The sequence below is a fragment of the Leisingera sp. ABM4_101 genome (assembly GCF_056158725.1).
Window position 1 is genome coordinate 2,816,944 of sequence record NZ_JBSWTV010000002.1, and the last position, 24,886, is coordinate 2,841,829.

Annotated in this window: 23 protein-coding genes; 9 read left to right on the forward strand and 14 right to left on the reverse strand. The window is 60.8% G+C overall.

Annotated elements, in window-relative coordinates; genetic code table 11:
• Positions 1–126: 126 nt before the first annotated feature.
• Genes mmsB through ACXAEK_RS15005 form a run of 3 tightly spaced genes read right to left on the reverse strand, consistent with a single transcriptional unit; the run spans position 127 to position 3,234 of the window.
• Positions 127–1,002: a 3-hydroxyisobutyrate dehydrogenase gene (gene mmsB, locus ACXAEK_RS14995; RefSeq protein ID WP_475043074.1), complete on the reverse strand. Its 876-nt coding sequence runs from the start codon at positions 1,000–1,002 to the stop codon at positions 127–129.
• Positions 999–2,045: an enoyl-CoA hydratase/isomerase family protein gene (locus ACXAEK_RS15000; RefSeq protein WP_475043076.1), complete on the reverse strand. Its 1,047-nt coding sequence runs from the start codon at positions 2,043–2,045 to the stop codon at positions 999–1,001. The genes mmsB and ACXAEK_RS15000 overlap by 4 nt, the downstream gene beginning before the upstream one ends.
• A 49-nt stretch (positions 2,046–2,094) precedes the next feature.
• On the reverse strand, positions 2,095–3,234 hold the full coding sequence (locus ACXAEK_RS15005; RefSeq protein WP_475043078.1) for an acyl-CoA dehydrogenase family protein: 1,140 nt from the start codon (positions 3,232–3,234) through the stop codon (positions 2,095–2,097).
• A gap of 330 nt (positions 3,235–3,564) precedes the next feature.
• Between ACXAEK_RS15005 and ACXAEK_RS15010 the strand changes: the two genes are divergently transcribed.
• Positions 3,565–5,298 carry an O-linked N-acetylglucosamine transferase, SPINDLY family protein gene (locus ACXAEK_RS15010; RefSeq protein ID WP_475043080.1) on the forward strand — a complete coding sequence of 578 codons (1,734 nt, stop codon included), beginning with the start codon at positions 3,565–3,567 and terminating at the stop codon, positions 5,296–5,298.
• Positions 5,299–5,367: 69 nt separating this feature from the next.
• Here the strand turns inward: ACXAEK_RS15010 and ACXAEK_RS15015 are convergent, their stop codons facing one another.
• The 3 genes from ACXAEK_RS15015 to ACXAEK_RS15025 form a co-directional block, all read right to left on the reverse strand.
• Complete coding sequence (locus ACXAEK_RS15015) at positions 5,368–5,970, reverse strand: L,D-transpeptidase (RefSeq protein ID WP_475043082.1); 603 nt, start codon at positions 5,968–5,970, stop codon at positions 5,368–5,370.
• Positions 5,971–6,118: 148 nt separating this feature from the next.
• Positions 6,119–7,153 (reverse strand): fatty acid desaturase, encoded by a 1,035-nt coding sequence (locus ACXAEK_RS15020; RefSeq protein ID WP_475043084.1) that lies wholly within the window; start codon positions 7,151–7,153, stop codon positions 6,119–6,121.
• 203 nt (positions 7,154–7,356) lie between these two features.
• On the reverse strand, positions 7,357–8,856 hold the full coding sequence (locus tag ACXAEK_RS15025; RefSeq protein WP_475043086.1) for a CoA-acylating methylmalonate-semialdehyde dehydrogenase: 1,500 nt from the start codon (positions 8,854–8,856) through the stop codon (positions 7,357–7,359).
• Between the two features lie 137 nt (positions 8,857–8,993).
• Here ACXAEK_RS15025 and ACXAEK_RS15030 point away from each other — a divergent pair, with 137 nt between their 5' ends.
• From ACXAEK_RS15030 to coaD, 3 genes are all read left to right on the forward strand, one after another.
• Complete coding sequence (locus ACXAEK_RS15030) at positions 8,994–9,890, forward strand: LysR family transcriptional regulator (RefSeq protein WP_475043088.1); 897 nt, start codon at positions 8,994–8,996, stop codon at positions 9,888–9,890.
• A gap of 57 nt (positions 9,891–9,947) precedes the next feature.
• Positions 9,948–10,382 carry a CBS domain-containing protein gene (locus ACXAEK_RS15035; protein WP_475043090.1) on the forward strand — a complete coding sequence of 145 codons (435 nt, stop codon included), beginning with the start codon at positions 9,948–9,950 and terminating at the stop codon, positions 10,380–10,382.
• A gap of 95 nt (positions 10,383–10,477) precedes the next feature.
• Complete coding sequence (coaD, locus tag ACXAEK_RS15040; RefSeq protein WP_475043092.1) at positions 10,478–10,978, forward strand: pantetheine-phosphate adenylyltransferase; 501 nt, start codon at positions 10,478–10,480, stop codon at positions 10,976–10,978.
• Positions 10,979–11,145: 167 nt separating this feature from the next.
• On the opposite strand, the gene ACXAEK_RS15045 is transcribed toward coaD, so the two are convergent.
• Together ACXAEK_RS15045 and gap are read right to left on the reverse strand one after the other, a co-directional pair.
• Positions 11,146–11,289: a hypothetical protein gene (locus ACXAEK_RS15045; protein ID WP_475043094.1), complete on the reverse strand. Its 144-nt coding sequence runs from the start codon at positions 11,287–11,289 to the stop codon at positions 11,146–11,148.
• A 75-nt stretch (positions 11,290–11,364) separates the two neighbouring features.
• Positions 11,365–12,366, reverse strand: coding sequence for a type I glyceraldehyde-3-phosphate dehydrogenase (gap, locus tag ACXAEK_RS15050; RefSeq protein WP_475043096.1), 1,002 nt, complete (start codon positions 12,364–12,366; stop codon positions 11,365–11,367).
• A gap of 244 nt (positions 12,367–12,610) precedes the next feature.
• On the opposite strand from gap, the gene ACXAEK_RS15055 reads away from it, so the two are divergent.
• Positions 12,611–13,570 (forward strand): DUF808 domain-containing protein, encoded by a 960-nt coding sequence (locus ACXAEK_RS15055; protein ID WP_475043098.1) that lies wholly within the window; start codon positions 12,611–12,613, stop codon positions 13,568–13,570.
• On the opposite strand, the gene ACXAEK_RS15060 is transcribed toward ACXAEK_RS15055, so the two are convergent.
• Complete coding sequence (locus ACXAEK_RS15060) at positions 13,557–14,810, reverse strand: pentapeptide repeat-containing protein (RefSeq protein WP_475043100.1); 1,254 nt, start codon at positions 14,808–14,810, stop codon at positions 13,557–13,559. The genes ACXAEK_RS15055 and ACXAEK_RS15060 overlap by 14 nt on opposite strands.
• 113 nt (positions 14,811–14,923) lie before the next feature.
• Entirely contained in the window at positions 14,924–16,945 is a 2,022-nt protein-coding gene (gene tkt / locus ACXAEK_RS15065; protein ID WP_475043102.1) for a transketolase, read from the reverse strand.
• 243 nt (positions 16,946–17,188) lie between these two features.
• On the opposite strand from tkt, the gene ACXAEK_RS15070 reads away from it, so the two are divergent.
• The 4 genes from ACXAEK_RS15070 (at position 17,189) to ACXAEK_RS15085 (ending at position 20,844) form a co-directional block, all read left to right on the forward strand.
• Entirely contained in the window at positions 17,189–18,025 is an 837-nt protein-coding gene (locus ACXAEK_RS15070) for a coiled-coil domain-containing protein (protein ID WP_475043105.1), read from the forward strand.
• Positions 18,025–18,426, forward strand: coding sequence for a cell division protein ZapA (locus ACXAEK_RS15075; protein WP_475043106.1), 402 nt, complete (start codon positions 18,025–18,027; stop codon positions 18,424–18,426). The genes ACXAEK_RS15070 and ACXAEK_RS15075 overlap by 1 nt, the downstream gene beginning before the upstream one ends.
• 205 nt (positions 18,427–18,631) lie before the next feature.
• Positions 18,632–19,483, forward strand: a complete 852-nt coding sequence (locus tag ACXAEK_RS15080; protein WP_475043108.1) for a calcium-binding protein — start codon at positions 18,632–18,634, stop codon at positions 19,481–19,483.
• Positions 19,484–19,671: 188 nt separating this feature from the next.
• Positions 19,672–20,844 carry a calcium-binding protein gene (locus ACXAEK_RS15085; protein ID WP_475043110.1) on the forward strand — a complete coding sequence of 391 codons (1,173 nt, stop codon included), beginning with the start codon at positions 19,672–19,674 and terminating at the stop codon, positions 20,842–20,844.
• A 96-nt stretch (positions 20,845–20,940) separates the two neighbouring features.
• On the opposite strand, the gene grxD is transcribed toward ACXAEK_RS15085, so the two are convergent.
• The 4 genes from grxD to purL all read right to left on the reverse strand — a co-directional run bounded on the left by grxD (position 20,941) and on the right by purL (position 24,523).
• Positions 20,941–21,303 (reverse strand): Grx4 family monothiol glutaredoxin, encoded by a 363-nt coding sequence (grxD, locus tag ACXAEK_RS15090; protein WP_475043112.1) that lies wholly within the window; start codon positions 21,301–21,303, stop codon positions 20,941–20,943.
• Positions 21,304–21,447: 144 nt separating this feature from the next.
• Positions 21,448–21,684, reverse strand: coding sequence for a BolA/IbaG family iron-sulfur metabolism protein (locus ACXAEK_RS15095; RefSeq protein WP_019297755.1), 237 nt, complete (start codon positions 21,682–21,684; stop codon positions 21,448–21,450).
• 65 nt (positions 21,685–21,749) lie between these two features.
• The gene (locus ACXAEK_RS15100; RefSeq protein WP_475043114.1) at positions 21,750–22,268 is read right to left on the reverse strand and encodes a hypothetical protein; all 519 of its coding nucleotides are present in this window, start codon (positions 22,266–22,268) and stop codon (positions 21,750–21,752) included.
• Between the two features lie 89 nt (positions 22,269–22,357).
• Positions 22,358–24,523 (reverse strand): phosphoribosylformylglycinamidine synthase subunit PurL, encoded by a 2,166-nt coding sequence (gene purL, locus ACXAEK_RS15105; protein ID WP_475043116.1) that lies wholly within the window; start codon positions 24,521–24,523, stop codon positions 22,358–22,360.
• Positions 24,524–24,886: the final 363 nt, after the last annotated feature.

The following is a 24,886-nucleotide window of genomic DNA, read 5'->3' on the forward strand; positions in this document are numbered from 1 at the left end:
CTGTGGCAGGCTGGTGCCAAAATCCTGGAGTTTATTCGAATTTTACGGGTATTTTCAGAGAAGGCGGATGAAAAAGGCGGCCTGCAACGGGCCGCCTTAAACAGGTATTTCTGAGGCTGCGCGCGGTCAGCCGCCGCGGCTGCGCTGCTCAAACCGGGGCAGCATTGCAGAGAAATCCATGCCCTTGCCGTCTTCGTCCTCGACGAATTTCCTGTACAGCGCCATTGCCAGCTCGCCCATCGGCGTGTCCGCGTCTGCGCTTTCCGCCGCTTGCTGGCTGAGGCCCAGATCCTTGAGCATCAGCTCCGCGGCGAAACCCGGCTGGTAGCTGTTGTCGGCGGGCGACTGCGGGCCGACACCGGGGGCAGGGCAATAGGCGTTCATGGTCCAGCTGTAGCCAGAGGAGGTGGAGACCACATCGAACATCTTCTGCCGGTCAAGGCCCAGCTTGTCAGCCAGGGCAAAAGCCTCGCAGGTGGCGATCATAGTGACGCCCAGAATCATGTTGTTGCAGATCTTGGCGGCTTGTCCAGCGCCTGCCTCTCCGCAATGCACGGCTTTCTGGCCCATGATACCGAACAGCGGTTCTGCTGCGGCAAAGGCCTCTGCAGAGCCGCCGGCCATGAAGGTAAGCGTGCCGCCCGCAGCGCCGCCGATACCGCCGGAGACCGGCGCATCGACGGACAGCAAACCAGCGGCCTCGGCCTGTTCCGCAACCGCGCGGGCGGAATCCACATCGACAGTCGAGCAGTCGATAAAGGCGGCGCCTTTGGCCATGGCCGGGATAACCTCTGCCGCAACAAGGCGCAGGATGGCGCCGTTGGGCAGCATGGTGATCACCGCATCGGCGCCTGCTGCGGCCTCGGGGCCGGAGGCGGCCATGGTCACGCCCTCGATACTGACATCGGCCATGTCGAAACCGGTGACCTCATGGCCGGCCTTGGCCAGATTGGCGGCCATCGGACCGCCCATATTGCCCAGCCCGATAAATCCGATCTTCATGTGAGTTCCTCCTCAAATGTCAGCGCATCGGCGCCCAAGGGCGCCAGCATATCCTCGACCGCCTGTGCAGGCACGGTCTGGCCCGCATATTGCCACTGCGGATTGCGGTCCTTGTCAATGATCTGGGCCCGGATGCCTTCCAGGAAATCCCCCTTGGCCATGGCGCGGAAGGTGTAGCGGTATTCCAGGTCCAGCGCCCGGCGGATGGCAGGGCCATCGGAGCGAAGGCGGCGCAGCATCGCCAGCGTGCAGGCCATCGACAGCGGAGAATTGCGGTTCAGGGATTTCAGCGCTGCGGCGGCGAACTCGCTGCCGTCTGCCTCAAGGCTTTCCTGGATGGCCTCAAGGCTGTCTTTGCCGAAATGCTTGGCGGCATCTTCGCGGGCCCCGCGCAGTTTGCCTTCGGGGGCGGGTTTGGCGGTGTCCTCGACCAGTTTGGGGGAGCCGGTCTCTTCCAGCCCGGCAATCAATTCAGGCCATTGATCCTGAGGAATGAAATAGTCGGCAAAGCCTGCGAGGATGGCGTCATCCGCGCCCATCCGCGCCGCCGTCATGCCGAGGTATTCACCCAGGTGATCCGGTGCCAGCGCCAGCATCAGCGAACCGCCGACATCCGGTACCAGGCCGATGCCGACCTCCGGCATGGCGATCTGGCTGCTTTCGCCGACAACCCGGTGGGTGCCATGGCAGCCGATGCCGACACCGCCGCCCATGGTGAAGCCCTGCATGAAGCTGACCACCGGTTTCTTGTACTCGAAAATCCGCGCGTTCAGCCGGTATTCATCGCGCCAGAAGGTACGGCCATAGGAGTAGTCGCCCTTGGTCCCGGTGTCATAAAGTTCAGCAATGTCGCCGCCTGCGCAGAACGCCTTTTCGCCCTCGGCGTCGATCACCACCAGCTTGACGGTGTCGTCCTCGGCCCAGCCGCGCATGGCGGAGTCGATCGCCATGCACATCTCATAGCTCATCGCGTTGAGCGCATTGGGGCGGGTGAAGGTAATGCGGCCGGCCTGGCCAGTCTTGCGGATATGGATGTCACTCATTGGGCGTGCTCCATCAATGGATAGTGCGGGCAGTCTGGGGCAGGGCGGTTCAACCTGCAATCAGCTGACGCGAGACGATCAAACGCATGATCTCGTTGGTGCCTTCCAGGATCTGGTGCACCCGCAGGTCGCGGACAATCTTCTCGACACCGTAGTCGGCCAGATAGCCGTAGCCGCCGTGCAGCTGCAGGCAGCCGTTGGCCACATCAAAAGCGGTGTCGGTGACCATCAGTTTGGCCATGGCGCAAAACTTGGTAGCGTCATGGGCGCCGATGTCCAGCTTCCACGCTGCCTGGCGGAGGAAGGTGCGGGCGGCCTGAAGGCGGGTTTCATACTCCGCCAGCCGGAACTGCAGCGCCTGGAACTGGTTGATGGATTTGCCAAAGGCCTTGCGCTCGGACATATACTGCACGGTCTGGTCCAGCGCCGCCTGGGCGCCGCCAAGTGCTCCTGCGGAGATATTCAGGCGGCCGCCGTCGAGGCCCGCCATCGCATAGGAAAAGCCCTTGCCTTCCTCGCCGATCAGGTTGTCCGCGGGGATCGCGCAATCATCGAATTGCACCTGCGAGGTGGGCTGCGCCTTCCAGCCCATCTTGTCCTCCAACGCACCGAAGGACAGGCCCTGCGTGCCATCCTCAACCACCACGGTGGAGATGCCTTTGGGGCCGTCCTCGCCGGTGCGGCACATCACGACATAGGCGTCGGAGTAGGAGCCGCCGGAGATAAACGCCTTGGTTCCGTTCAGCACATAGCCCTCATTGCTGCGCTCGGCGCGGGTTTTCAGCGCCGCGGCATCGGAACCGGAGCCGGGTTCGGTCAGGCAGTAGGAAAACACCTTTTCCATGGTGCACAGGCTCGGCAGCCATTTTTGCTTGGTCTCCTCCGAGCCGAATTTGTCGATCATGCCGCCGCACATGTTGTGGATCGACAGAAAGGAGCCGGTCGCGGGGTCGGCCATCGCCAGCGCTTCGAACACCAGGGTGGCATCGAGGCGGCTGAGGCCGGAACCGCCGTATTCCTCGGACACGTAAAGCCCGCCGAACCCCAGTTCCGCCAGCTGCGGCCACAATGTTTTGGGGATGGTGCCGTCCTTTTCCCACTGGCGGGCATGCGGTGCGATGTTTTCCTGGCCGAATGCATGGGCCATGTCGAATATGGCCTGCTGTTCCTCTGTCAGTGCGAAATCCATGAGCCGCGCCTCCCGTCGCTCAGATGAATTGAACAGTTGTTTATTTAATAGCGGCCAGGGGGCGCTGAGGCAAGCTGCGCAAATGCAAAGCCGCCGTGCAGCAATGCCGCGCCAGCGGGGCGGCGGGTGAGGGGAATATTAAGAAACTTCGGAGAAACTCTGTCTCAAACTGTCCGATTGCGGGGGAAACCTGCCGCAAGCATTCCAAAAGGAGTTTTATCAGTGTCGAATTCAGGTGCCCCGCACTTTTTGGCGTCCCAAGGTTCAAAAAGGTCAGGTGATGCAGCATATGCCAAATCAGAGCTTTTGAAGGCTGAAAGAGGCCGCGCAATGGCGGAGTTTGCCTTGTCCCAGAGGCACGGAATGATCCGATCTGTAGTCGGCACGCCCGAAGAACAAGCTTCATCTCTGTATCGAGAAGGCCGGAAGCTAGCGCTCAAACGCAGATACACAGACGCAGAGTTTTTGTTCCGCAAAGCTCTGGAGCTGGACGGTGCTTACCGGATGATTCACACCGCGTTAGGTGAAGTTCTTGAAATGATGAACAAACCTGAGCAAGCAATTCTTGCCCACATCGACGCTTTGAGACTGGATCCGACAAACTCCAAGAGTCTGGAGAAGATTGGCAGCTTCCTGATGCGTTTGAAGCAGGAAGAAGAGGCAATCGGGTACTTCGAAGCCGCAGTCAAGTTTGATCCGAAGAACGGGAACGCGTGGTCGCGGCTGTTCTTTCTGCAGCGTCAGCACTGCAATTGGACCAAATTGGCGAATACTGAAAAACGTGTTCCGCTGTTCAAAAAGGGGGGGCACTATTCGGACCCCTTTGCGCTACTGAACCTTGCAGATGATCCGGCCATGCAGAAGAAAGTGTCGGAAACGGCTGCAGCGGTATTGAAAACAGAAATAGACCAATTCACTTTTGACCGGCCCAGAGCGGAGGACCGGAAAATCCGGATCGGGTATTTCTCGTCAGATTTCCACACCCATGCAACGATGTTTCTTATGGGGCGCCAGCTGGCACTGCATGACCGCAGCAAGTTTGAGATTTTTCTCTATGACTATGGTGTCAAGGGCGATGAGGAAGGCCGCAAAAAAGCCCGGGAAACAGCTGATACCTATCGGTTTGTAGCTGGCAAAGAGCACGGGGAGATCATTCGGATTGCCCGGGAAGATGATCTGGATATTGCTGTCGACCTTAAAGGGTATACGAAAGACAACCGGCTGAACATTTTCAACCGGAGACTCGCTCCTGTCCATGTGTCTTTTCTGGGCTACCCCGGAACAACAGGCCTGCCTGGAATGGATTACATGGTCGCTGATCCTGTGACTATCCCAGCCCGCTACCGCAAGCACTATTCTGAAAAGATCCTCTACATGCCGGACTGTTACCAGGCAAACGACGATCAGCGTTCCGCATCGCAGAACCGTCCGGCACGGGCAGAGGCCGGACTGCCTGAGGACGCCTTTGTCTTCTGTTCCTTCAACAGCCCTTACAAAATTTCGCCAAAAGAATTTGATGTCTGGATGAAGCTTCTCAAACTGGTTCCTGGCAGTGTTCTTTGGTTGTACGCAACACGTTCAGAGATCCGGGAGAACCTGTTGAAGGAAGCACAGAAAAGGGGGATTGGAGCGGAGCGGATCGTGTTTGCCGGCTTTGCCGAGCAAAAAGACCACCTGGCTCGTCTGCCGCTGGCCGATGTTTTCCTGGATTGTTTTGCCGTCAATGCGCATACCACCGCCAGTGACGCTTTGTGGGCCGGGGTTCCGGTCGTCACCAAGACAGGCAAACAATTTGCCGCACGCGTTGCCAGCAGCTTGCTGAGTGCTGTCGGGGTGAGTGAATTGGCCGCCGGGTCGGTTACGCAGTATCAGGCTCTTGCACTGAAACTGGCCCGGGATCCGGAGTATTTGGCGGATGTAAAGGCGCGGGTGAAACAGGGGATCGCCGATGGGCCGCTCTATGACACCGAAAAATTCACCCGCAATTTCGAGGTGCTGATGGAAAAGGCGCTGGAGCGCTACAACGCGGGCCTCGAACCTGATCACATCAGCCTGACCCAGTAGCCAGGTTCCAAAAAAGAAAAGGGTGCGGCCAATGCCGCACCCTTTTTCATAACACCGTTTCTGCCAGTGCTACACCAGCCGCACCTGGGTGCCGATCTGCACCATCTCATACAGTTCTTCGACGTGCTGGTTATAAAGGCCGATACAGCCCGAGGAGCTTTGCCGCCCGATCTTGCGGGTGTCGTGGGTGCCGTGGACCAGATAGGCGGGCCAGTCCAGATACATTGCACGGGTGCCCAGCGGGTTGCCGGACACGCCGCCCTCGATACGGACCGGCAGCGTCGGGTCGCGCTCGCGCATAGAGGCGGTGGGCGTCCAGCTGGGGTTCTCGCGTTTGCGCACAACCTTGGTGTAGCCGCGTTTGGTCAGGTCTTCGGTCATTGGAACCGACGACGGGAACAGGCGGTAGGTCTCACCGTCCGGTCCCCAGTAATGCAGCGCGCGGGAGCTGATGTCGGCCAGCAGGCAGCCAGCACCCAGCTCGTCAAAGTGATCCTGCCAGTTCTGCTGCGAGAAGGCAGAGATGTTGCGCTGCACGGGAACCTGTTCGCGGATCGCCTGTTCATTCTGCGGAAACGCGTCAGTGGATTGCGCGCGCAGGACCGCCGGCGCGGCAAGAGAGGCGCCAAGGCCCATCAGGGTGGCGCGGCGGGTGATACGGAGTTTGGTCATTATTCCTCAACCGTGCTGCTCGAAAACTCCGCAGCAAGATAAGCAGGCTGGCGGAATTTCCTAGGGGCGGCAGAGCGGTTTTACGGCGGCTCACAGGCTTGTGTTGCCCAGGGCGGCGGAAGACCGCCGCCTGAGGGCTGTGCCGGGGTCAGGAATAGAGGCTGCGGGCCTGGGCGAAGGACAAGAGGCGCTTGCTGTCCTCATCCCACAAGTGCAGGCGCGCATTGGCCAGGCTTTCGCGGATGGTCATCCGGTTGCCTTCGGCCAGTTCCGCGTGGTCCCGCAGCACTTGCGGCAGCCGGTAGAACGGGATGCGGCTGTAGAGGTGGTGCACATGGTGGATGCCGATATTAGCGCTGAGCCATTGCAGCACCGGCGGCAGCACGTAATGCGAGCTGCCGTGCAGCGCGGCGTCATGCAGCTGCCAGTCTTCTTCACTCTCCCATTGGGTGGTCTCGAACTGGTGCTGCACATAAAACAGCCACAGCCCGGCGGTGGCGGCGATCAGGGTGGCGGGCAGGAAGATCAGCAAAAGCGGCATAAGGCCGCCGAAATACCAGATCAGCCCCAGCGCCCCGAGGATCGAAACATTGGTGCCCATCGCGCTGATCCAGTAGCGGGCCTGGCCTGTCAGACCGTAGGGAATACGGTTCTGGAGGAAGAACAGATAGCCGGGGCCAATGGCAAACAGCGTGACCGGATGGCGGTACAGCCGGTACATCAGCCGGTCCCAGCGGCTGGCGGCGCGGTACTCGGCCACCGTCATTGTGTGGATGTCGCCCATGCCGCGCTTATCCAAGTTGCCGTGGGTGCTGTGGTGAATCGAATGGGTGCGGCGCCAGACGTCATAGGGGGTCAGCGTCAGAACGCCGATGATGCGGCCCACCCAGTCGCTGACATGCCGGTTGGCAAAGAAGGACCCATGGCCGCAATCGTGCTGGATAGTGAACAGGCGCAACAGGAAGGCTGCGATCAGCACCGAGATTGCCAGCGTCAGCCAGTAGCTGACCGATAGCGACCACCAGGCCAGCGCCCAGAGCAGCAGAAAGGGCACAATTGTCACTGCCAGCTCAAAGCTGCTGCGCAACGGATTGGGGTCGCGGTATTGGGCCAGGATCTTGACCCAGTCGCGGGCGGTCTTTGCAGCCGCCTGCGGCTGGTTCTGTTCTTCTGTCTTGCTCATGCGCCTGCCGTTTGTCTGTCTGTTGCTGACCGGATAGACGAGTTACGCCGCGGAACAAGCAAAAACTGGCCAAAACGCTTATTTTACGTGGCGCCGTGCCGGCAAAAACGCCATCAGACGAAACGGCTCTGCGTGGGCAAGGTGGCCGCCCAAGAAAAAGGCCCCGGAAAATCCGGGGCCTTTTCCTGTTAAGAGGCAGAGGTTTAGTCCATTGCCTTGAAGTTGAACTCGCCGCCTTCTTTGATGCCCGAGGGCCAGCGGGAGGTCACGGTCTTGGTGCGGGTGTAAAATTTGAAGCTGTCCGGGCCGTGCTGGTTCAGGTCGCCGAACATCGACTTCTTCCAGCCGCCGAAGGTGTGGTAGGCCAGCGGCACCGGGATCGGCACGTTGATGCCCACCATGCCGATGTTCACACGGCTTGCAAAATCACGCGCGGTGTCGCCGTCACGGGTGAAGATCGCGGTGCCGTTGCCGTACTCGTGATCCATCGCCAGCTTCAAGGCTTCCTCGTAAGTGCCTGCACGCACAGTGGAAAGCACCGGGCCAAAGATCTCCTGCTTGTAGATGTCCATGTCGGTGGTGACATGGTCGAACAGGTGGGCGCCGACAAAGAAACCGTCCTCGTAGCCCTGCAGTTTGAAGTCGCGGTTGTCGACCACCAGCTTGGCGCCTTGATCAACGCCGGACTGGATCAGGCCCAGGATGCGTTCCTTGGCGGCCGCGGTTACAACCGGGCCCAGGTCGACGTCGTCGCCGGCGGTGTAGGGGCCGACTTTCAGTTTCTCGATGCGCGGGATCAGTTTTTCGATCAGCTTGTCGGCGGTTTCCTCACCAACCGGAACTGCAACCGAGATCGCCATGCAGCGTTCGCCGGCCGCGCCAAAGCCTGCACCGACCAGCGCGTCAGCGGCCTGGTCCAGATCGGCGTCGGGCATCACGATCATGTGGTTCTTGGCACCGCCGAAGCACTGGGCGCGCTTGCCGTTGGCAGTGGCGCGGGAATAGATGTACTGCGCGATCGGGGTGGAGCCCACGAAGGACACGCCTTGGATGATCTCGCTGTCCAGAATGGTGTCAACCGCCTCACGGTCGCCGTTCACCACCTGGAACACGCCTTCCGGCAGGCCGGCCTCAACGAACAGCTCAGCCAGCATCAGCGGCACGGAGGGGTCGCGCTCGGACGGTTTCAGCACCACGGCGTTGCCGCAGGCCAGGGCCGGGCCGACGTGCCACAGCGGCATCATGGCCGGGAAGTTGAAGGGCATGATGGAGCCGACAACACCCAGCGGCTGGCGCATGGAGTACATGTCGATGCCAGGGCCTGCGCTGTCGGTGAATTCACCCTTCAGCATCTGCGGCGCGCCAATGCAGTATTCGATCACTTCCAGGCCGCGCTGCAGGTCGCCCTTGGCGTCCGGGATGGTCTTGCCGTGCTCGCGGCTCAGCGCCTCTGCCAGCTTGTCCATGTCGCGGTTCATCAGGCCAACCATGGCCATCATCACGCGGGCACGCTTTTGCGGGTTGGTGGCGCCCCATGCGGGCTGCGCTGCCGCGGCTTTTTCGATAGCGTCAGTGGTTTCCGCCACGCTGGCCATCGGGCACTGGTACTGCACTTCGCCGGTTGCGGGGTTGAAAACATCGTCAAAACGGCCTGAGGTGCCGGAGACCAGTTTGCCGTTGATAAAGTGGCCGAGTTCTTTCATCGGATCCTCCTCTGTTCATCTTGCCCATATCGTAGGCTTGCAAAAAACATCGGAAAAGAGGAAACATTTCAAAGAGGCTTTGCAGGAACGCAAAAGGTTAACGTCAGGTTAGCAGCAGAACGGAGGACCCGGGGCCAATGGATCCGCAGTGGGATGATATGAAAGTGTTTTTGGCGGTGGCGCGGGAGGCGAGCCTGTCGGGCGCCGGCCGCATTCTCAAGATGGACCCCGCCACCGTTGGACGCCGTATTGCCCGGTTTGAGGCTGCGCTGGAAACCCCGCTGTTTGTGAAATCGCCGCAAGGCTATGCCCTAAGCGCCGCCGGCGACCGGCTGCTGGTTCATGCGGAGGCGGCCGAGCAGGCAATGCGGGCGGGCACCGAAGCGCTGACCGGGCCCAGCGACACTTTGTCCGGGCAGATCCGGATCGGCGCCCCGGACGGCAGCGCCAATTACCTGCTGCCGCAGGTCTGCGCCCAGATTGCCGAGGAGAACCCGGACCTGGATATCCAGATCGTGGCGCTGCCGCGGGTAATCAACCTCAGCCGCCGCGAGGCCGATATGGCAGTCACGGTCAGCGCCCCCACCGCGGGCAAACTTCTGGTGCAGAAGATCTGCGATTATAAGCTGCATCTGGTGGCCTCACGGCATTACCTGAAGAACCACGCGCCGATCACCAGCCTGGAGGACCTGAAGGGCCATAAAATGATCGGCTATATCCCGGATATGATCTTTGACAAGGAACTGGATTACCTCAATGACATCGGCATTGAGCGGGTGGCGCTGGCCTCCAATTCGGTGTCGGTGCAGATCAAGATGGCGGCACAGGGCACCGCGATTTGCGTAGCGCATGATTTCAGCCTGCCCGCGCACCGGATGCTGCGCAAAATCCTGACCGACAAGGTGAGTCTCAGCCGCAGTTTCCACCTCGTGCGGCACCAGGGCGACCAGCGCAGCGAACGTCTGAACCGCTTTGCCCAGGCGCTGTCCAAGGGTATCCGCGACGAGGTGGCCCGCCTGGAAGCCTTGACTTGAAGCTGCATTGCGGCAAACCTCTGAATTACGCAATAATATTACGGAGGTGTGTGCAGAATGCTTGTTCAAGAGATTTTGAAGTCAAAGGCCGGCTCCGGTGTTGTCACCGTTCCTCTGGATGCGAGCGTTGCTGAGGCTGCAAAAGTGATGGCGGACAACCGTTTTGGCACCGTGGTGGTTTCTGCTGACGGCGAATACCCGGACGGAATCCTGTCCGAACGCGATATTGTGCGGGAACTGGCCAAGGGCGGTTCCGGCTGCCTGGACCAGCCTGTCAGCGGCTATATGACGCGCGAGCTGGTCACCTGCACCAGCCAGTCCAATGTGGGCGAGATATTGCAGCAGATGACAGACGGGCGGTTCCGCCACATGCCGGTGGTCGAGGACGGAAAACTCATTGGAATCGTAACAATTGGCGATGCGGTCAAGGCGCAATTGGCGCAGGTTGCGATGGAGAAGGATGCGCTGCAGGACATGATCATGGGGCACTGAGCCGCAGGGGCAGGATCCGTATTTCTGCCCTATTGCATTCGCAGCATCAGATATGTTTGCCTGTGCAGAAATTCTGACTAGGCAGGAGGCCGCCCATGCGTGTGGGTCTGTATCCCGGCACCTTTGACCCGATCACCATCGGGCATATCGACATCATCCGCCGCGCCAGCGCGCTGGTGGACAAGCTGGTGATCGGCGTCGCCATCAACCGCGACAAAGGGCCATTGTTCAACCTGGAAGAGCGGGTGGAGATGATCGAGGCGGAATGCGCCAAGCTGAGTGCCGAGACCGGCACCGAAATCGTTGCGCATCCGTTCGAAAACCTGCTGATCGACTGCGCCCGCGACGTCGGCGCCCAGATCATCGTCCGCGGCCTGCGGGCGGTGGCTGATTTCGAGTATGAATTCCAGATGGTCGGCATGAACCGTGCGCTGGACAGTTCGGTCGAGACGGTATTCCTGATGGCAGAGGCCCGGCATCAGGCGATTGCCTCGAAACTGGTCAAGGAGATCGCCCGGCTGGACGGGGATGTGTCGAAATTCGTGACGCCCCTGGTCAAGGAACGGCTGTTGGAACGGCTGGGCAAGACGGGCTGAACAAGCGGCAGGCAAACTCGCAGCGGAATGCGCTTGACAGGGGAAAGGGGCAGGGGTGCTGCCCCTCTTGGCCTTGCGGCCAATTCACCCCGGAGTATTTTCAACCAGAAAGAAGCAACTCCGCCAGCGGCAGGCTGAAGCGCATGCAACTGGCTGGCGGTCGCGGGTCAGCGCCAGAAGGCGACCCAGTCGATCAGGGCAAACAGTTTCTTTCCCAGGAAGATCATGTGCTGATCCCCGAACAGCGCAATGTCTATGATGGCAGCGGCAATCAGGAACAGGCCGAGGAAGATGGCAATCCGGTTGGTCATGAAGGCTCCGCCGCAAAGAAAACGCCCGCCCAGATAACCTGAGCGGGCGTGAATTCTCAAGCGGTTAAGGCTGGCTTAGCCCAGCTTGCCCATCGCAACAGCCACATCGGCCATACGCACCGAGAAGCCCCATTCGTTGTCGTACCACGCCAGCACGCGCACCATGCGGTCTTCGACCACGCGGGTCTGGTCCGGTGCAAAGATCGAGCTTTCCGGGGTGTGGTTGAAGTCGGTGGAGACCAGCGGTGCCGGCTCATAGCCCAGCACGCCTTTCATCGGGCCTTCAGCGGCTTCCTTAACGGCAGCGTTGACCTGCTCGGCGGTCACGTCGCGGCCTGCGCGGAAGGTCAGGTCCACGGCGGAGACATTCGGGGTCGGCACGCGGATGGCGGAGCCGTCCAGGCGGCCTTTCAGGTTCGGCAGCACTTCGCCCAGGGCCTTGGCAGCGCCGGTCGAGGTCGGGATCATCGACATGGCGGCAGCACGCGCGCGGTACAGGTCCTTGTGGCGGCGGTCCAGGGTCGGCTGGTCGCCGGTGTAGGCGTGGATGGTGGTCATGATGCCGTGCTCGATGCCGAAGGCCTCGTCCAGCACCTTGGCCAGCGGCGCCAGGCAGTTGGTGGTGCAGGAGCCGTTGGAGATCATGGTGTCGCCGGCTTCCAGCTGGTCATCGTTGACGCCGTAAACGATGGTCTTGTCGACGTTTTTGCCGGGGGCGGACAGCAGAACCTTCTTGGCGCCGCGCTCCAGATGCGCCTTGGCTTTCTCACCGTCGTTGAACTTGCCGGTGCACTCCAGGACCACGTCGCAGCCGGACCAGTCCAGCTCACCCATGTCGTAGGTGGAGAACATCTGCATGTCGCCGCGGCCCAGGTTCATGGTGCCTTCGCCGATGGTGACTTCGCCGGGGAAACGGCCATGCACGGAATCGTATTTGATCAGGTGTGCTGCGGTGTCCAGCGGACCAGTGGCGTTCACCTTGATCACTTCGATGTCGTCGCGCCCCGAGGCGGCGATGTGAGACAGGGTGCAGCGGCCGATGCGGCCAAAACCGTTGATCCCGACTTTGATGGTCATGAGTACGTCTCCAAGCGAGCAAAACCTTTGGCCGCCATATAGACCGGGGCGGATGTGGTCTAAAGGGGTAAAAGCGTCATTAAATGAAACTGTTAGCGCAAAATGTGAGCGGTGGCGCTAACGGTTCGGTGCGGTGGCGGTAACGGATTTTTGCCTCCACAGCACGGTGGCGCTAACGCTTGTGCTGCGGCGCGGAAGCAGGCAGATTGCCCCTCAAACGCGGACAGGATTTGAGGGATTTGGCATGAGCGGTTTGCTGGCGCTTCTGGATGACGTGGCGGGGATTGCCAAGGTGGCGGCGGCCTCGGTTGACGATGTGGCCGCAGCAGCGGGCAAGGCCGGTGCTAAGACCGCGGGGGTGATCATCGACGATGCGGCAGTGACGCCGAAGTACCTGCAAGGGTTTGCGCCCGCCCGCGAGCTGCCGATCATCTGGCGCATCACCCGCGGTTCCTTGTTCAACAAGCTTATCCTGCTGCTGCCGGTGGCGATGCTGCTGGCGAACTTTGCGCCGTGGCTGATCACCCCCTTGCTTATGCTGGGCGGGTCATACTTGTGCTTCGAAGGGGCTGAGAAGGTCTTTCACGTGCTGTTCCCCCACGCGAGCCACGCCATCGACGATGATATGAGCATCAAGGACCCGAGCCATCTGGAAGAGCAGAAGATCAAGGGCGCGATCAAAACCGACTTCATCCTGTCGGCGGAGATTATGACCATTGCGCTGGCTGCCATCGAGGCGCCGAACGTCTGGATGCAGGCGGCAACGCTGGCGGTTGTGGCGATTGGTGTGACGCTGGCGGTCTACGGCTCTGTCGCGCTGATCGTGAAGATGGATGATGTGGGGCTGTACCTGGCGCAGAACGCACCGACGCCGGTGGGGCGCGGGCTGGGGCGCGGGCTGGTCAAGTTCATGCCGGTGCTGATGAAGATCCTGTCCGTGGTTGGCACCGCGGCGATGCTGTGGGTCGGGGGCTCCATTATCATCCACGGGCTGGAGGTGCTGGGCTTTGGCTGGCTGGGCCATCTGATTCACGACTGGGCCTATGCGGTGGGCCACGCGGTGCCTGCCGCCTGGGAAGGCTTTGCCGAGTGGACGGCCAAGGCGGCTATGGACGGGGTGTTTGGCGTGGCCTGGGGGCTGGTGCTGATCCCGCTGGCGACGAAGGTGATTGGGCCGGCAATTGGCAAGTTTACCCAACCCTAAAGTGGTTCCGCAGCCCTAACCCGAGTAGAAACGAAAAGATAAGACCAAAGACGGTTTGTATCCCCGCGAACAATTTCAGGACGGAAGGAAGTTGCTCCACCAACTTCTGCTCCACCAGCTTTCCTAAGCCAAAAAAACTGAAAGTATTGCTGAATGAATATCCCAGCCCTGTCCAAAATGGAGTTTCTGGTGGGTAATCAAGGGCTGCGGAAGAGCTTACAAAATAGCCAAGGTAGGCAGCACAGCCGAGGCTTACGAGAAAACCCAACGCGGCGAGCGGACGGCCAATAGAATAACCGTAGTTAGAAAACCAACCGTAAAGCTTTACTAAGAGACTATACCATCCCTTGGGTTGCCCCTTGGCTCTGAACTCCAACCTCGTAAAGAAGTGGGCGTCCTCTGGGCGCTGCAATTCCTCCATCCGGCGTCGCAACGCCGTGAAGCTATTGCTTTCAATTTTTAACTGAAGCAGGGTGTAGGGTTCGTGTGTCCCAAAGCGATCAATGGAAGGTGTTGGGAAACCCCAGTTCTCTGGTTTCAACGGAAAGACAGTGTCTTCTGGCAGTGTCGCTTCATAGAATTTCGGGCAACCACCATAGAAAATAGTGTCGTCAAACCGAGCGGCTTCTTCAAACTTGGCCTTGGTGAAGTCAGCGTTCTTAAGCTGGGCTTTAGAGAAACTTGCTTGCCGACAGAACCTAGCATTTCTGAATTCAACAGCGTTACCAATCCACCCGATGTTACCCATCTTAGCCTCACTAAAGTAAGCAAAGCGTTGGAAGTGGGTGTCTGAAAAATGCGCAGCCGTCAGAATAGATTTTTGCATTGAAAAATTCATGCTAAATTTTGACCTGCTGAAATCAATCACGAACGGGAAGACCCTGTTGGAAAACAGAACAGACTTCTCAAACACCAGCTCGCGAAAAGAAATTGTGGAAAAGCCGTGCATAGCATCTGGGTCGGGTAGCCTGTCAAATGGAATGTTTGCTAGTTTGAAGCGGTCTTCAATGTGCTGAATTTCTCTATCAGATAATGGGCGCATCTCCTCAGGGTCAACCTCAAGTGCTTTAGCAAGGTTTTCCCTGAATTCCTGCTGCAGGGTATGAGCCATGAAGCCGTTCCAGATACGGCGGTTTTTCTTTTCGAAACTCCCATCGAAGCCAGCCGCATGTTCTCCGTGTGTTGTAGCCAACAGGTAAAACGGATTGCTTTCTGCCGAGGCTAAGCCAGTGTCGAGCATGTTAGGTAATCACTTTAAGAAATTCAATTCTGACAGGGTAAAGTGTTGGTCCTGATATGAAAAGGGGCGCTGTGGATAGCGCCCCTTAGAAAGGTTTGTTGGCTAACAGTGAGTCAGCCCAGCAGCTCTTTCACCTTGGCCACTGTGCCCTCAGCCGTAATGCCGAAGCGCTCGAACAGCTCGCCTGCCGGGGCGGAGGCGCCGAAGCGGTCCATGCCGACAAATGCGGCTTTCTTCTCCTGGCCGCGCTCGCCCAGCAGCCAGCGGTCCCAGCCGCCGTCACGTACAGCGGCCTCGATACCCACACGCACCGGACCTGCGGGCAGGACCTTGCGGCGGTAGGCTTCGTCCTGCGCTGCAAACAGTTCCATGCAGGGCATGGAAACCACGCGGGTGCCGATGCCTTCGGCCTCCAGCTTGGCCTTGGCTTCCATCGCAACGGAGACCTCAGAGCCGGTGGCGATCAGGATCACCTGGCGCTTGTTTTCGGCCTCGGCCAGAACATAGGCGCCTTTCTCGACCATGTTGGTCAGCTTGTGCTCGGTCCGGACGGTCGGCAGGTTCTGACGGGTCAGGGTCATCACCGAGGGGGTTTCCTTGGCGGTCAGGGCGATCTCCCAGGCCTCGGCGGTTTCCACGGTGTCGGCGGGGCGGAACACATAGGTGTTCGGGGTCGCACGGCAGATCGCCAGATGCTCAACCGGCTGGTGGGTCGGGCCATCCTCGCCAACGCCGATCGAATCGTGGGTCATCACGAAGACCGACGGGATTTTCGACAGGGCCGCCAGACGCATCGCCGGGCGGGCATAGTCGGTGAAACAGAAGAAGGTGCCGCCGTAGGGGCGCATGCCGCCGTGCAGCGCCATACCGTTCATCGCGGCTGCCATGCCGTGCTCGCGGATGCCCCAATAGACATAGCGGCCCTTGCGGTTGTCGGTGTCAAACACCCCCAGGTCGCCGGTCTTGGTGTTGTTGGAACCGGTGAGGTCGGCGGAGCCGCCCACGGTTTCCGGCATCAAGGGGTTGATGACGGCCAGCGCCATTTCCGAAGACTTGCGGGTGGCAACCTTGGGCTGCTCCTCGCTCACCTGCTTTTTCAGCGCCTTGATGGCTGCGGACAGTTTCTTGGGCGCGTCCAGGTTGTAGGCGCGGGTGAAGCGGTCCTGCTTCTGCTGCGACAGCTCGGCAAAGCGGGCTTCCCAGGCTTCACGCTCGGACTTGCCGCGGGCGCCGATCTCTTCCCACTGGGATTTGATCTCTGCCGGCACCTCGAACGCTCCGCCGGTCCAGCCGTAGGCGTCCTTTGCTGCCTGCAGCTGCGCAGGATCGGTCAGCGCGCCGTGGCCCTTGGAGGTGTCCTGCGCGGCGTGGCCCAGGGCGATGTGGGTCTTGCAGGCGATCATCGACGGTTTTTTCGATTTCTTCGCCGCCTCGATGGCCTCATCGATGGCCTTGGGGTCATGGCCGTCGATTTCCAGAACCTGCCAGCCCGACGCCTTGAAACGCTGCACCTGGTTGGTGCGGTCGGACAGTTCAACGGTGCCGTCAATGGTGATGTTGTTGTTATCCCAGAAGACAATCAGCTTACCCAGCGAGTGGCGGCCGGCAAGACCGATGGCCTCCTGGCTGATGCCCTCCATCAGGCAGCCGTCGCCTGCGATCACATAGGTGTGGTGATCCACAACCTTCTTTCCGTAATGGGCACGCTGCATTTCCTCAGCCATGGCAAAGCCGACGGCATTGGAAATACCCTGGCCCAGCGGGCCGGTGGTGACTTCAACCGCGTCCAGAAGGAAGTTTTCCGGGTGGCCCGCGGTCAGCGCGCCGGACTGGCGGAAGTTCTTGATCTGGTCCAGGGTGACCTGCTTGTCGCCGGTGAGGTACAGCAGCGAATAGATCAGCATCGAGCCATGGCCCGCCGACAGGATGAAGCGGTCGCGGTCCGGCCACTGCGGGTTGGATGCATCGAATTTGAGGTGTTTTTCGAACAGAACGGTTGCCACATCGGCCATGCCGATCGGCATGCCGGTGTGCCCGGAGTTGGCGGCGGCTACGGCGTCCAGCGCCAGCGCGCGGATGGCGGCGGCCTTGTTCCAATGCTCAGGGTTTGCGGTGCGCAGGGCTGTCAGGTCCACTTGGATTGTCCTTTGGCGTTAACAGGCATTTGCTGCGCTCAATAACAGCGATGAGCCAAAGATCAAGCATGGTTGCGCGCAACTCTGCTATGTTGCGCGAAGTTGGCGCGGCAAGTGGTTGAAACGCAAAGGGGGGTGATTTATTCCTGAAGGGGAAGAACTGGCCCATGCCGCCGCCGGTGGTCCGATTCGGACAGGCGGCGGAACGATAATGGAGCGGATGGGCCCGGGTGAGGGACAGGCATGAACCAGATTGAAGAATTGCAAGGCCGCATCCAGGCTGCGCTGGAGCGCATCAGCGCAGGCTCCGCAGCGCTGCAGCAGGCACGCGCGGCAGACCAGGCCCGCGCCGAAGAAGCCGCAGCCGCAGCCGCGCAAGCAGCAGAGGCCGCCGCCGCAGGTGCCGCCAATGAAGAGCTAGAGCAGGCGCTGGATGAGGAAAGAACCGCTAACGCCCAGCTGGAAGAGCGGGTGAAGGTTCTGCACGCCCGCCTCAAAGAGGTTGAGGGCGATGCGCCCGCAAGCTCTGCCAGCAGCGAAGATATTGCGGCGATGGAAGCCGAACTGCAGCTGTTGCGGAATGAGGCCGGCGATCCGGCAGAGAAAGAGGCGCTGCGCGCCGAGGTCGCCCGCCTGAAAGGGGAACTGGAGGCCGCGGCCAATACCGCAGCCAGCGAAAAGGAAATGCTGGAGGATCAGCTGTCTGAGGCGCAGGCCGCCTTGGACAGTTTGAAGGCCCAGCTTGAGGCGGCGCAGCCCGCTGATGATGCAGCAGCGCCTCAGCCCCAGGATATGAGCGCTGAGATTGAGCGCCAGAATGAAACGCTGGTGCGGCTTGACACCGAATTGCAGCAGCTGCGCCAGGCCAATGAGGAATTGCGAGCCTCCAACGCGGCCCTGCGCGAAGCTAACGCGCAAGGCTTGGGGGATGCCGGGCTGATCAACACCGCGATGGAAGCCGAAATCGAAGGGCTGCGCGCCGCGCAGGCCAGTGATCAGGCCCAGGTCAACGCGGTTCTGGCCAAGTTGGAGCCGCTTCTGGCCAATGCCCGCAACTTGCCCGAGGGAGAGGAAGTCTGATGCCCGAAGTGACCATTCATATCGGCGGCCGCGGCTTTGAGGTTTCCTGCCAGGAGGGCGAGGAAAGCTATCTGCATTCCGCCGCCAAGATGCTGGATGACGAGGCGCAGGTGCTGTCGGACCAGATCGGACGGATGCCCGAGGCGCGGATGCTGCTGATGGCCGGTCTGATGCTGGCGGACAAAACCGCCGCAGTAGAAGACCGGATCAAGGAAGTTGAGGCGCAGCTGGCCGAGCGAGAGCAGGAGCTGGAGGCGCTGAAAGCCGCGCCGGCTCCTGAGCCTGAACGCATCGAAATCCCGGTGGTGCCGCCGCAAGTGACCGAAAGCCTGGCCGAACTGGCGGCCCGTACCGAGGCGCTGGCACAGGATATTGAGGAACAGGCCCAGCCTGCCGGATGACGGCTCTTGCCGGCGCCTTTCCGGGGCCGGCAACCTGTACTGGCGGGTCCGGAAAGCGGCAGAATTCTGACCTTAATCAGACCTTTACGCGACTGCCGGGAAACACTGTTATTCCTTTGTTAACCGCCGTGCCGCCTCGTGCTTGACCGTCCTGTGCGATAGGATCGCTGCCAGGGAAGAAGTCCTTGGGCAGCGGAGCGGCAGAATGTACGAAGCAATGATCCTGGCAGTTCTGGTGCTGGCCGGCGGTTCGCTGGGGTCTTATGGGTTCGATGTTCCGGAAACGGCGCCGGACACGCCGGACACGGAACCGACGGACGGGGCCGACCGGCTGCAGCTTGGCGATGGTCCTGATGAAGTGGACGCGGGGCGCGGTTTCGACCAGGTGATTGCAGGCGCGGGCGATGACACAGTATCCGGCGGGCCGGGGATGGACACGCTCGACGGGCAGGGTGGCGACGACCAGCTTGCTGGCGGTGAGTTTCACGACATTCTGCTGGGCGGCAGCGGCAACGACCTGCTCGACGGCGGCGGCGGCAAGGATATCCTGTTCGGCGGCATCGGCGACGACACCGTGCTTGGCGGCGACTGGGATGATGTGATCGCCGGCGGCGAAGGGGCGGATCAGCTCTTTGGCAGCATCGGCAACGACACTCTCATTGGGGTTGGCCTGCTATCCGATGAACCGGATGCCGAAACGCTCGACACTTTGCGCAACGGTGAGAAGGCCGAAAACATCTTTACCCTGTCCGAAGACACAGAGGCCGACACACTGGACGGCGGTGACGGCAACGATTACCTGGCAATCGGTGCAGGTGATACGGCCCGCGGCGGCGCTGGCAAGGATGTTTTCGAACTCTATTTTGGCGGGACAGCCGGGGCGGAAATCCGGATCGAAGACTATCAGGCGGGCGAGGACATCCTGCGGCTGGCTGCGGACAGCCCAGCGGGGATCACCGCCGCAATAGACGCAGAGACCGGCGATTCAGTGCTGCTGCAAGACGGTGTGGTGGTGGCGCGGCTGGTTGGTGCGGGCGAGGGCGTCGCACTGCAATAGCGGCCCGGAGGCTGGTCAAATCAGCCCATCCATATGCCTTTCCTGACCGTGCCGGGTATTGTTTCCCGGCTGGTAACAGTTCGTTTATGACCATTTTTAGGCAAAATTCGGGAAACTTATAGTCAAACTCCGAGCCTTTCCTTAATGAGGTTGAGGCGTATTTCAGCTTTCTACTTTTGGGGGAAATAATGATCGGAGCATTTGTTCTTGGCACCTTGGCGGTCGCAGGCTTGGCGATCAGCCTGGACGATGATGATGTTGATAACGGCGCAGAGCCCGATCCGGTTGACGAAAACCCGGTTCCTGTCGTTCCGGACAACCTTCCCACCGATGGGCCGGATGATCTGGTTCTGGGCGATGAGGACGACGTGCTGGATGCAGGCAGGGGGGCAGACCGGGTGTTTGGCAGCGGCGGCGACGACCAGATTTCCGGCGGCGACGGCCAGGACACTCTGCTGGGCGGCGAAGGCGACGATACGGTGTCCGGCGGGAGCTTTCACGATCTTGTTTACGGCGGTGAGGGCGACGATGTTCTGTCCGGCGACGGCGGCATCGACAGGCTCTTTGGCGAGGGCGGCAACGACACTCTGGACGGCGGCGATTGGAACGACACGCTGGATGGCGGCCAAGGTTTCGACAGCCTGACGGGTGGCATTGGCAATGACCTTCTGAACGGCGGTGAAGGCAAGGACGTGGCCTTTGGCGGTGAGGGCAACGACACTGTGTCCGGCGGTGATTGGCACGACATCGCCTATGGCGGTGCAGGTGACGATGTGCTGGCCGGTGACGGCGGAATTGATGTCCTTTTCGGTGACGATGGAGACGACACGCTGGACGGCGGAGATTGGAATGATGATCTGATCGGCGGCAACGGGGCGGATGTCTTGAACGGCGGCAGCGGCAACGATGCGCTGAGCGGCGTGAACCTGACCCGCGACCTGACACCGGAAGAGATCGCCAGCCTGCGCGATCAGGAAGAGGGCTTTACCCTGCAGGACGTGGATTTTGCCAATACGGCAGACGGAGCCGACACGCTGGACGGCGGCATTGGCAACGACTTCCTGCTGCTGGGGGCTGGCGACACCGGCACCGGCGGCCTGGGTCAGGACAGCTTTGCCCTGTACATGACACAGGAGGGCGGCGGCGTTGCTACGATCACGGATTACACGCCGGGCGACGACCTGATCCAGCTTGTGTTCAACAACAGCAGCGAGACTGTGAACACGGAGGACTTCACGGTCGAAAGCGATGCCGCCACGGGGGATGCGCTGATCCTTCAGCAGGGCCAGTTGGTGGCCCGGATTGAGGGCGCTGCGGCGACCTTCACCGCAGATGACCTGGTCTTGATCGACGCGGCCTGATGCCGGGGCCCTCCCAACATGTGGGGCCTGTGCAAAGAAAAAGCCTGCTGCAGACAGCTCTGCAGCAGGCTTTGCACTTTACCGGAAGCGGCCGGCTCAGGCGTTGGCTTCGCGGATCTTGTCGGCAGCTTCCTTGTTGAAGGTGATGCCGTTTTCTTCGAACATGCCGTCCAGCTCGCCGGACAGGGTCATTTCGGTGATGATGTCGCAGCCGCCGACAAATTCGCCCTTTACATAGAGCTGCGGGATGGTCGGCCAGTCGGAATAATCCTTGATGCCTTGACGGATTTCCTCATCCGCCAGAACGTTCACATCGGTGTAATCCACACCGATGTAGTTCAGTACGCCTGCCACGCGCGAGGAAAAGCCGCACTGCGGCATGTCCTTGGTGCCTTTCATGTAAAGCACCACGTCATTGGCTTTGACGGTTTCGTCGATGCGGGTCTTTGCGTCGGTCATGTGTCGGTGTCCTTTTCGTCGTGCCGCCGAGGATGTACCGGCAGGAAGTCTTTGAGTGCGAGATACGTCACAATGGGCAGCATTAAAAGGGCCGCGGACGCAGAAACTTGCTCTCCCGCAAACTCAAGCAGCCAGTTCAGAGAGTTATTCCGGCGCCTTGGTGGTCAGCGCCAGCGCGTGCAGCTCGCCGTCGGGACCGTCCATCTTGCCTTTCAGCGCGGCATAGACAGCGCGCTGCTGCTGGACGCGGTTCTTGCCGCGGAAGCTTTCGTCGACAACCATGGCCGACATATGCACGCCGTCAGTGCCAGCCACCTGGATTTCGGCGTCGGGAAAGCTTTCGCGCAGCAGTTCTTCGATTTCGTGGGCTTGCATGGGCATCCGGAGAAGTCCTTTGTCTTGTTTGGTAAAAATGTAGGTGGGCGCCGGGAGCTGTGCAAGCAGGATTAGGGCCGGCCCGGCGCAAAAGGCGCGATGGCGTCGACGAATTTTGGCACTGCCGCCAGGGCTTCCTGCACGCTGTCTTCCTCAAAGTCCCAGATGGACGACGGGTCGTCCGGGCACAGCGCGGCGGTCAGTTCGGCGCAGCGGTTTTGCAGGTCTTTGGGCAGGGGCAGGACAGCAGCCTCCCGCAGCACCAGAAGCGCCTCGTGGATCGGGCGCAGCACCCGCAGCGTATGGGTCATATGTGTCAGCAAGTCCGGATCATCGCGCCAGGTTTCGCCGTCAAACAACTGCTGCGTCACCCGCTGGCCGGCTCCGGCGCAAGAATAGGCGACGCAGCCGCCAAAGCCGCATTTGGCAAGATCGGCGTGAATGGAACACCGGAAATCCGCGGCGAGGTTGGGGCAGGGGGTGTCTGCCCGTTTCAGCAGACCGAAATCTTCGTGCGCCTCAAACGGATAGGCCACGCAGCAAAGGCCCGCGCAGCGGCTGCAATCCTCTGTCAGTTCAGGCAAGATCATGGGCCGCCCCTGGGTCAAATAAAAAGGCGGGACGGCTGTGCCATCCCGCCAATCTTCATCTATCAATCGCTGCCCGCCAGGGCCAGCAATCAGGCCACGGCTGCTGCAAAGCTGGAGCGGAAGATGTCTTTCAGCTCCTCCAGCGGCGCCTCAGCACCACCGATCTTGACCATGTCGCCGCCGAACTTGCCGACGGTGGCCAGCGGCACGCCGGCCTGGCCCGCGGCCAGCATCAGTGCTTCGGCCTGGTCGAAGTTGCAGGCGATCAGGTAACGGGCCTGGTCCTCACCGAACAGGGTCTGGGTATCGCCCGCGTCGATCTGCACGCCAACGCCGGCTTCTTCGGCCATCTCGAACGCTGCCAGCGCCAGGCCGCCATCGCCCAGGTCGGTGCAGGCCTTGATGAAGTCGCGGTTGGCGCGGATGAATTCGCCATTGCGTTTTTCAGCTGCCAGATCCACCGCCGGCGCGTCGCCGTCCTCGCGGTTGAAGACCTCGGCCAGCAGCGCCGACTGGCCCAGATGGCCGATGGTTTCACCCACTAGCAGGGCAATGTGGCCGTCGCGGGCCTCGCCGATGATCGGCTCTTCGTCTGCGGCAATCAGGCCGACGGCGCCGATGGTCGGGGTTGGCAGAATGCCCTTGCCATCGGTTTCATTATACAGCGACACGTTGCCAGAGACGATCGGCATGTCCAGCGCAGCAACCGCCTCGCCTATGCCTTTGATGGCGCCGACGAACTGGCCCATGATTTCCGGCTTTTCGGGGTTGCCGAAGTTCAGATTGTCGGTGGTTGCCAGCGGCTTGGCACCCACGGCGGTCAGGTTGCGGTAGGCCTCGGCCACCGCCTGCTTGCCGCCCTCAAACGGGTTTGCCTTGACGTAGCGCGGGGTCACGTCGGAGGTGAAGGCCAGTTTCTTGTCGGTGCCATGCACCCGGATCAGGCCGGAGCCTGCGCCCGGACGGCGCTGAGTGTCGCCCATCACGGTGGTGTCGTACTGCTCATAGACCCACTGCTTGCCGGCATAGTTCGGCGAGGCCAGCAGCGCCTTGAGGCCATCAATCGGGTCAATGGTCGGCACATCAGCATCGGTCAGCGGCTCTGCCGCTGGGGTCGGAACCCACGGACGGTCGTACTCAGGCGCTGTGGAAGACAGTTTCGACAGCACCAGATCCGCCTTCACTTCACCGTTGTGCATGATCAGGAAGCGGTCTTCGGCGATGGTTTCGCCAACGATGGCGAAATCCAGGTCCCATTTCTCGAACACGGCGCGGGCCTCAAATTCCAGCTCCGGCTTCAGCACCATCAGCATGCGTTCCTGAGATTCTGACAGCATCATTTCATAGGCTGTCATGTTCTCTTCGCGCTGCGGCACGTTTTCCAGGTCCAGACGCACGCCCAGCTTGCCCTTGTCGCCCATTTCCACGGCGGAGCATGTGAGGCCAGCCGCGCCCATGTCCTGGATCGAGATCACCGCGCCGGTCTGCATCAGCTCCAGCGTGGCTTCCATCAGGCGTTTCTCGGTGAAGGGGTCGCCGACCTGAACGGTGGGGCGCTTTTCCTCGATGGTGTCGTCGAATTCGGCAGACGCCATGGTGGCGCCGCCCACGCCGTCACGGCCGGTCTTGGCGCCCAGGTACACAACCGGCATGCCCACGCCCGACGCGGCGGAATAGAAGATGCCGTCGGTCTTGGCCAGGCCCGCGGCAAAAGCGTTCACCAGGCAGTTGCCGTTGTAGGCCGGATGGAAGCGGACTTCGCCGCCTGCGCAAGGCACGCCGAAGCAGTTGCCGTAACCGCCGATGCCCTCAACGACGCCGTTGACCAGCTGGCGGGTCTTGGGGTGGGAGGTTTCGCCAAAGGACAGCGAGTTCATCGAGGCGATGGGCCGCGCACCCATGGTGAAAACGTCGCGCAGAATACCGCCAACCCCGGTTGCCGCGCCCTGGTAGGGCTCGATGTAGGAGGGGTGGTTGTGGCTTTCCATCTTGAACACCACAGCGTCGCCATCGCCGATGTCCACGATGCCCGCGTTCTCGCCGGGGCCGCAGATCACCTGCGGGCCATCGGTCGGCAGGGTACGCAGCCATTTCTTGGAGGATTTATAGGAGCAGTGCTCGTTCCACATCGCCGAGAAAATGCCCAGCTCGGTGAAAGTCGGCTCCCGCCCGATGATTTCCAGGATCAGATCGTATTCCTCGGGCTTCAGCCCGTGGTTTGCAATCAATTCAGGCGTGATGGCGGGTTCCTGCATCCGTAAACGTCCCCAATGGCTGCGATTGCGCGCCTTTTAGGGCAAGGAGGGGCGCGGGGGAAGTGGAATTAGAGGATTCCCCGCCAGTTCTGCCTCCTGGCGTCTTTGCGCCGCAGCAGAGATCGCCGGTTACGCCGCGAACATGCAGGCTTTTCAAAGTGATGCTTGCGCAGGCATGGGCCCGTCCGGGCGCTGAAATTACAAGCATTGCGAAAGTTGCGTCGGAAATGGAAAAAATTTTAGCCTTCTGAAGATGTCGCGCCTGCCAGCCTCTTGCCAAGGTGGCTTCAGCGCTAGGGCAGCGCCGGGCTTTGATTTGCATCCTGCCCCTAGGGGCTTTGGGGCTGGCCGGTTAAACTGATT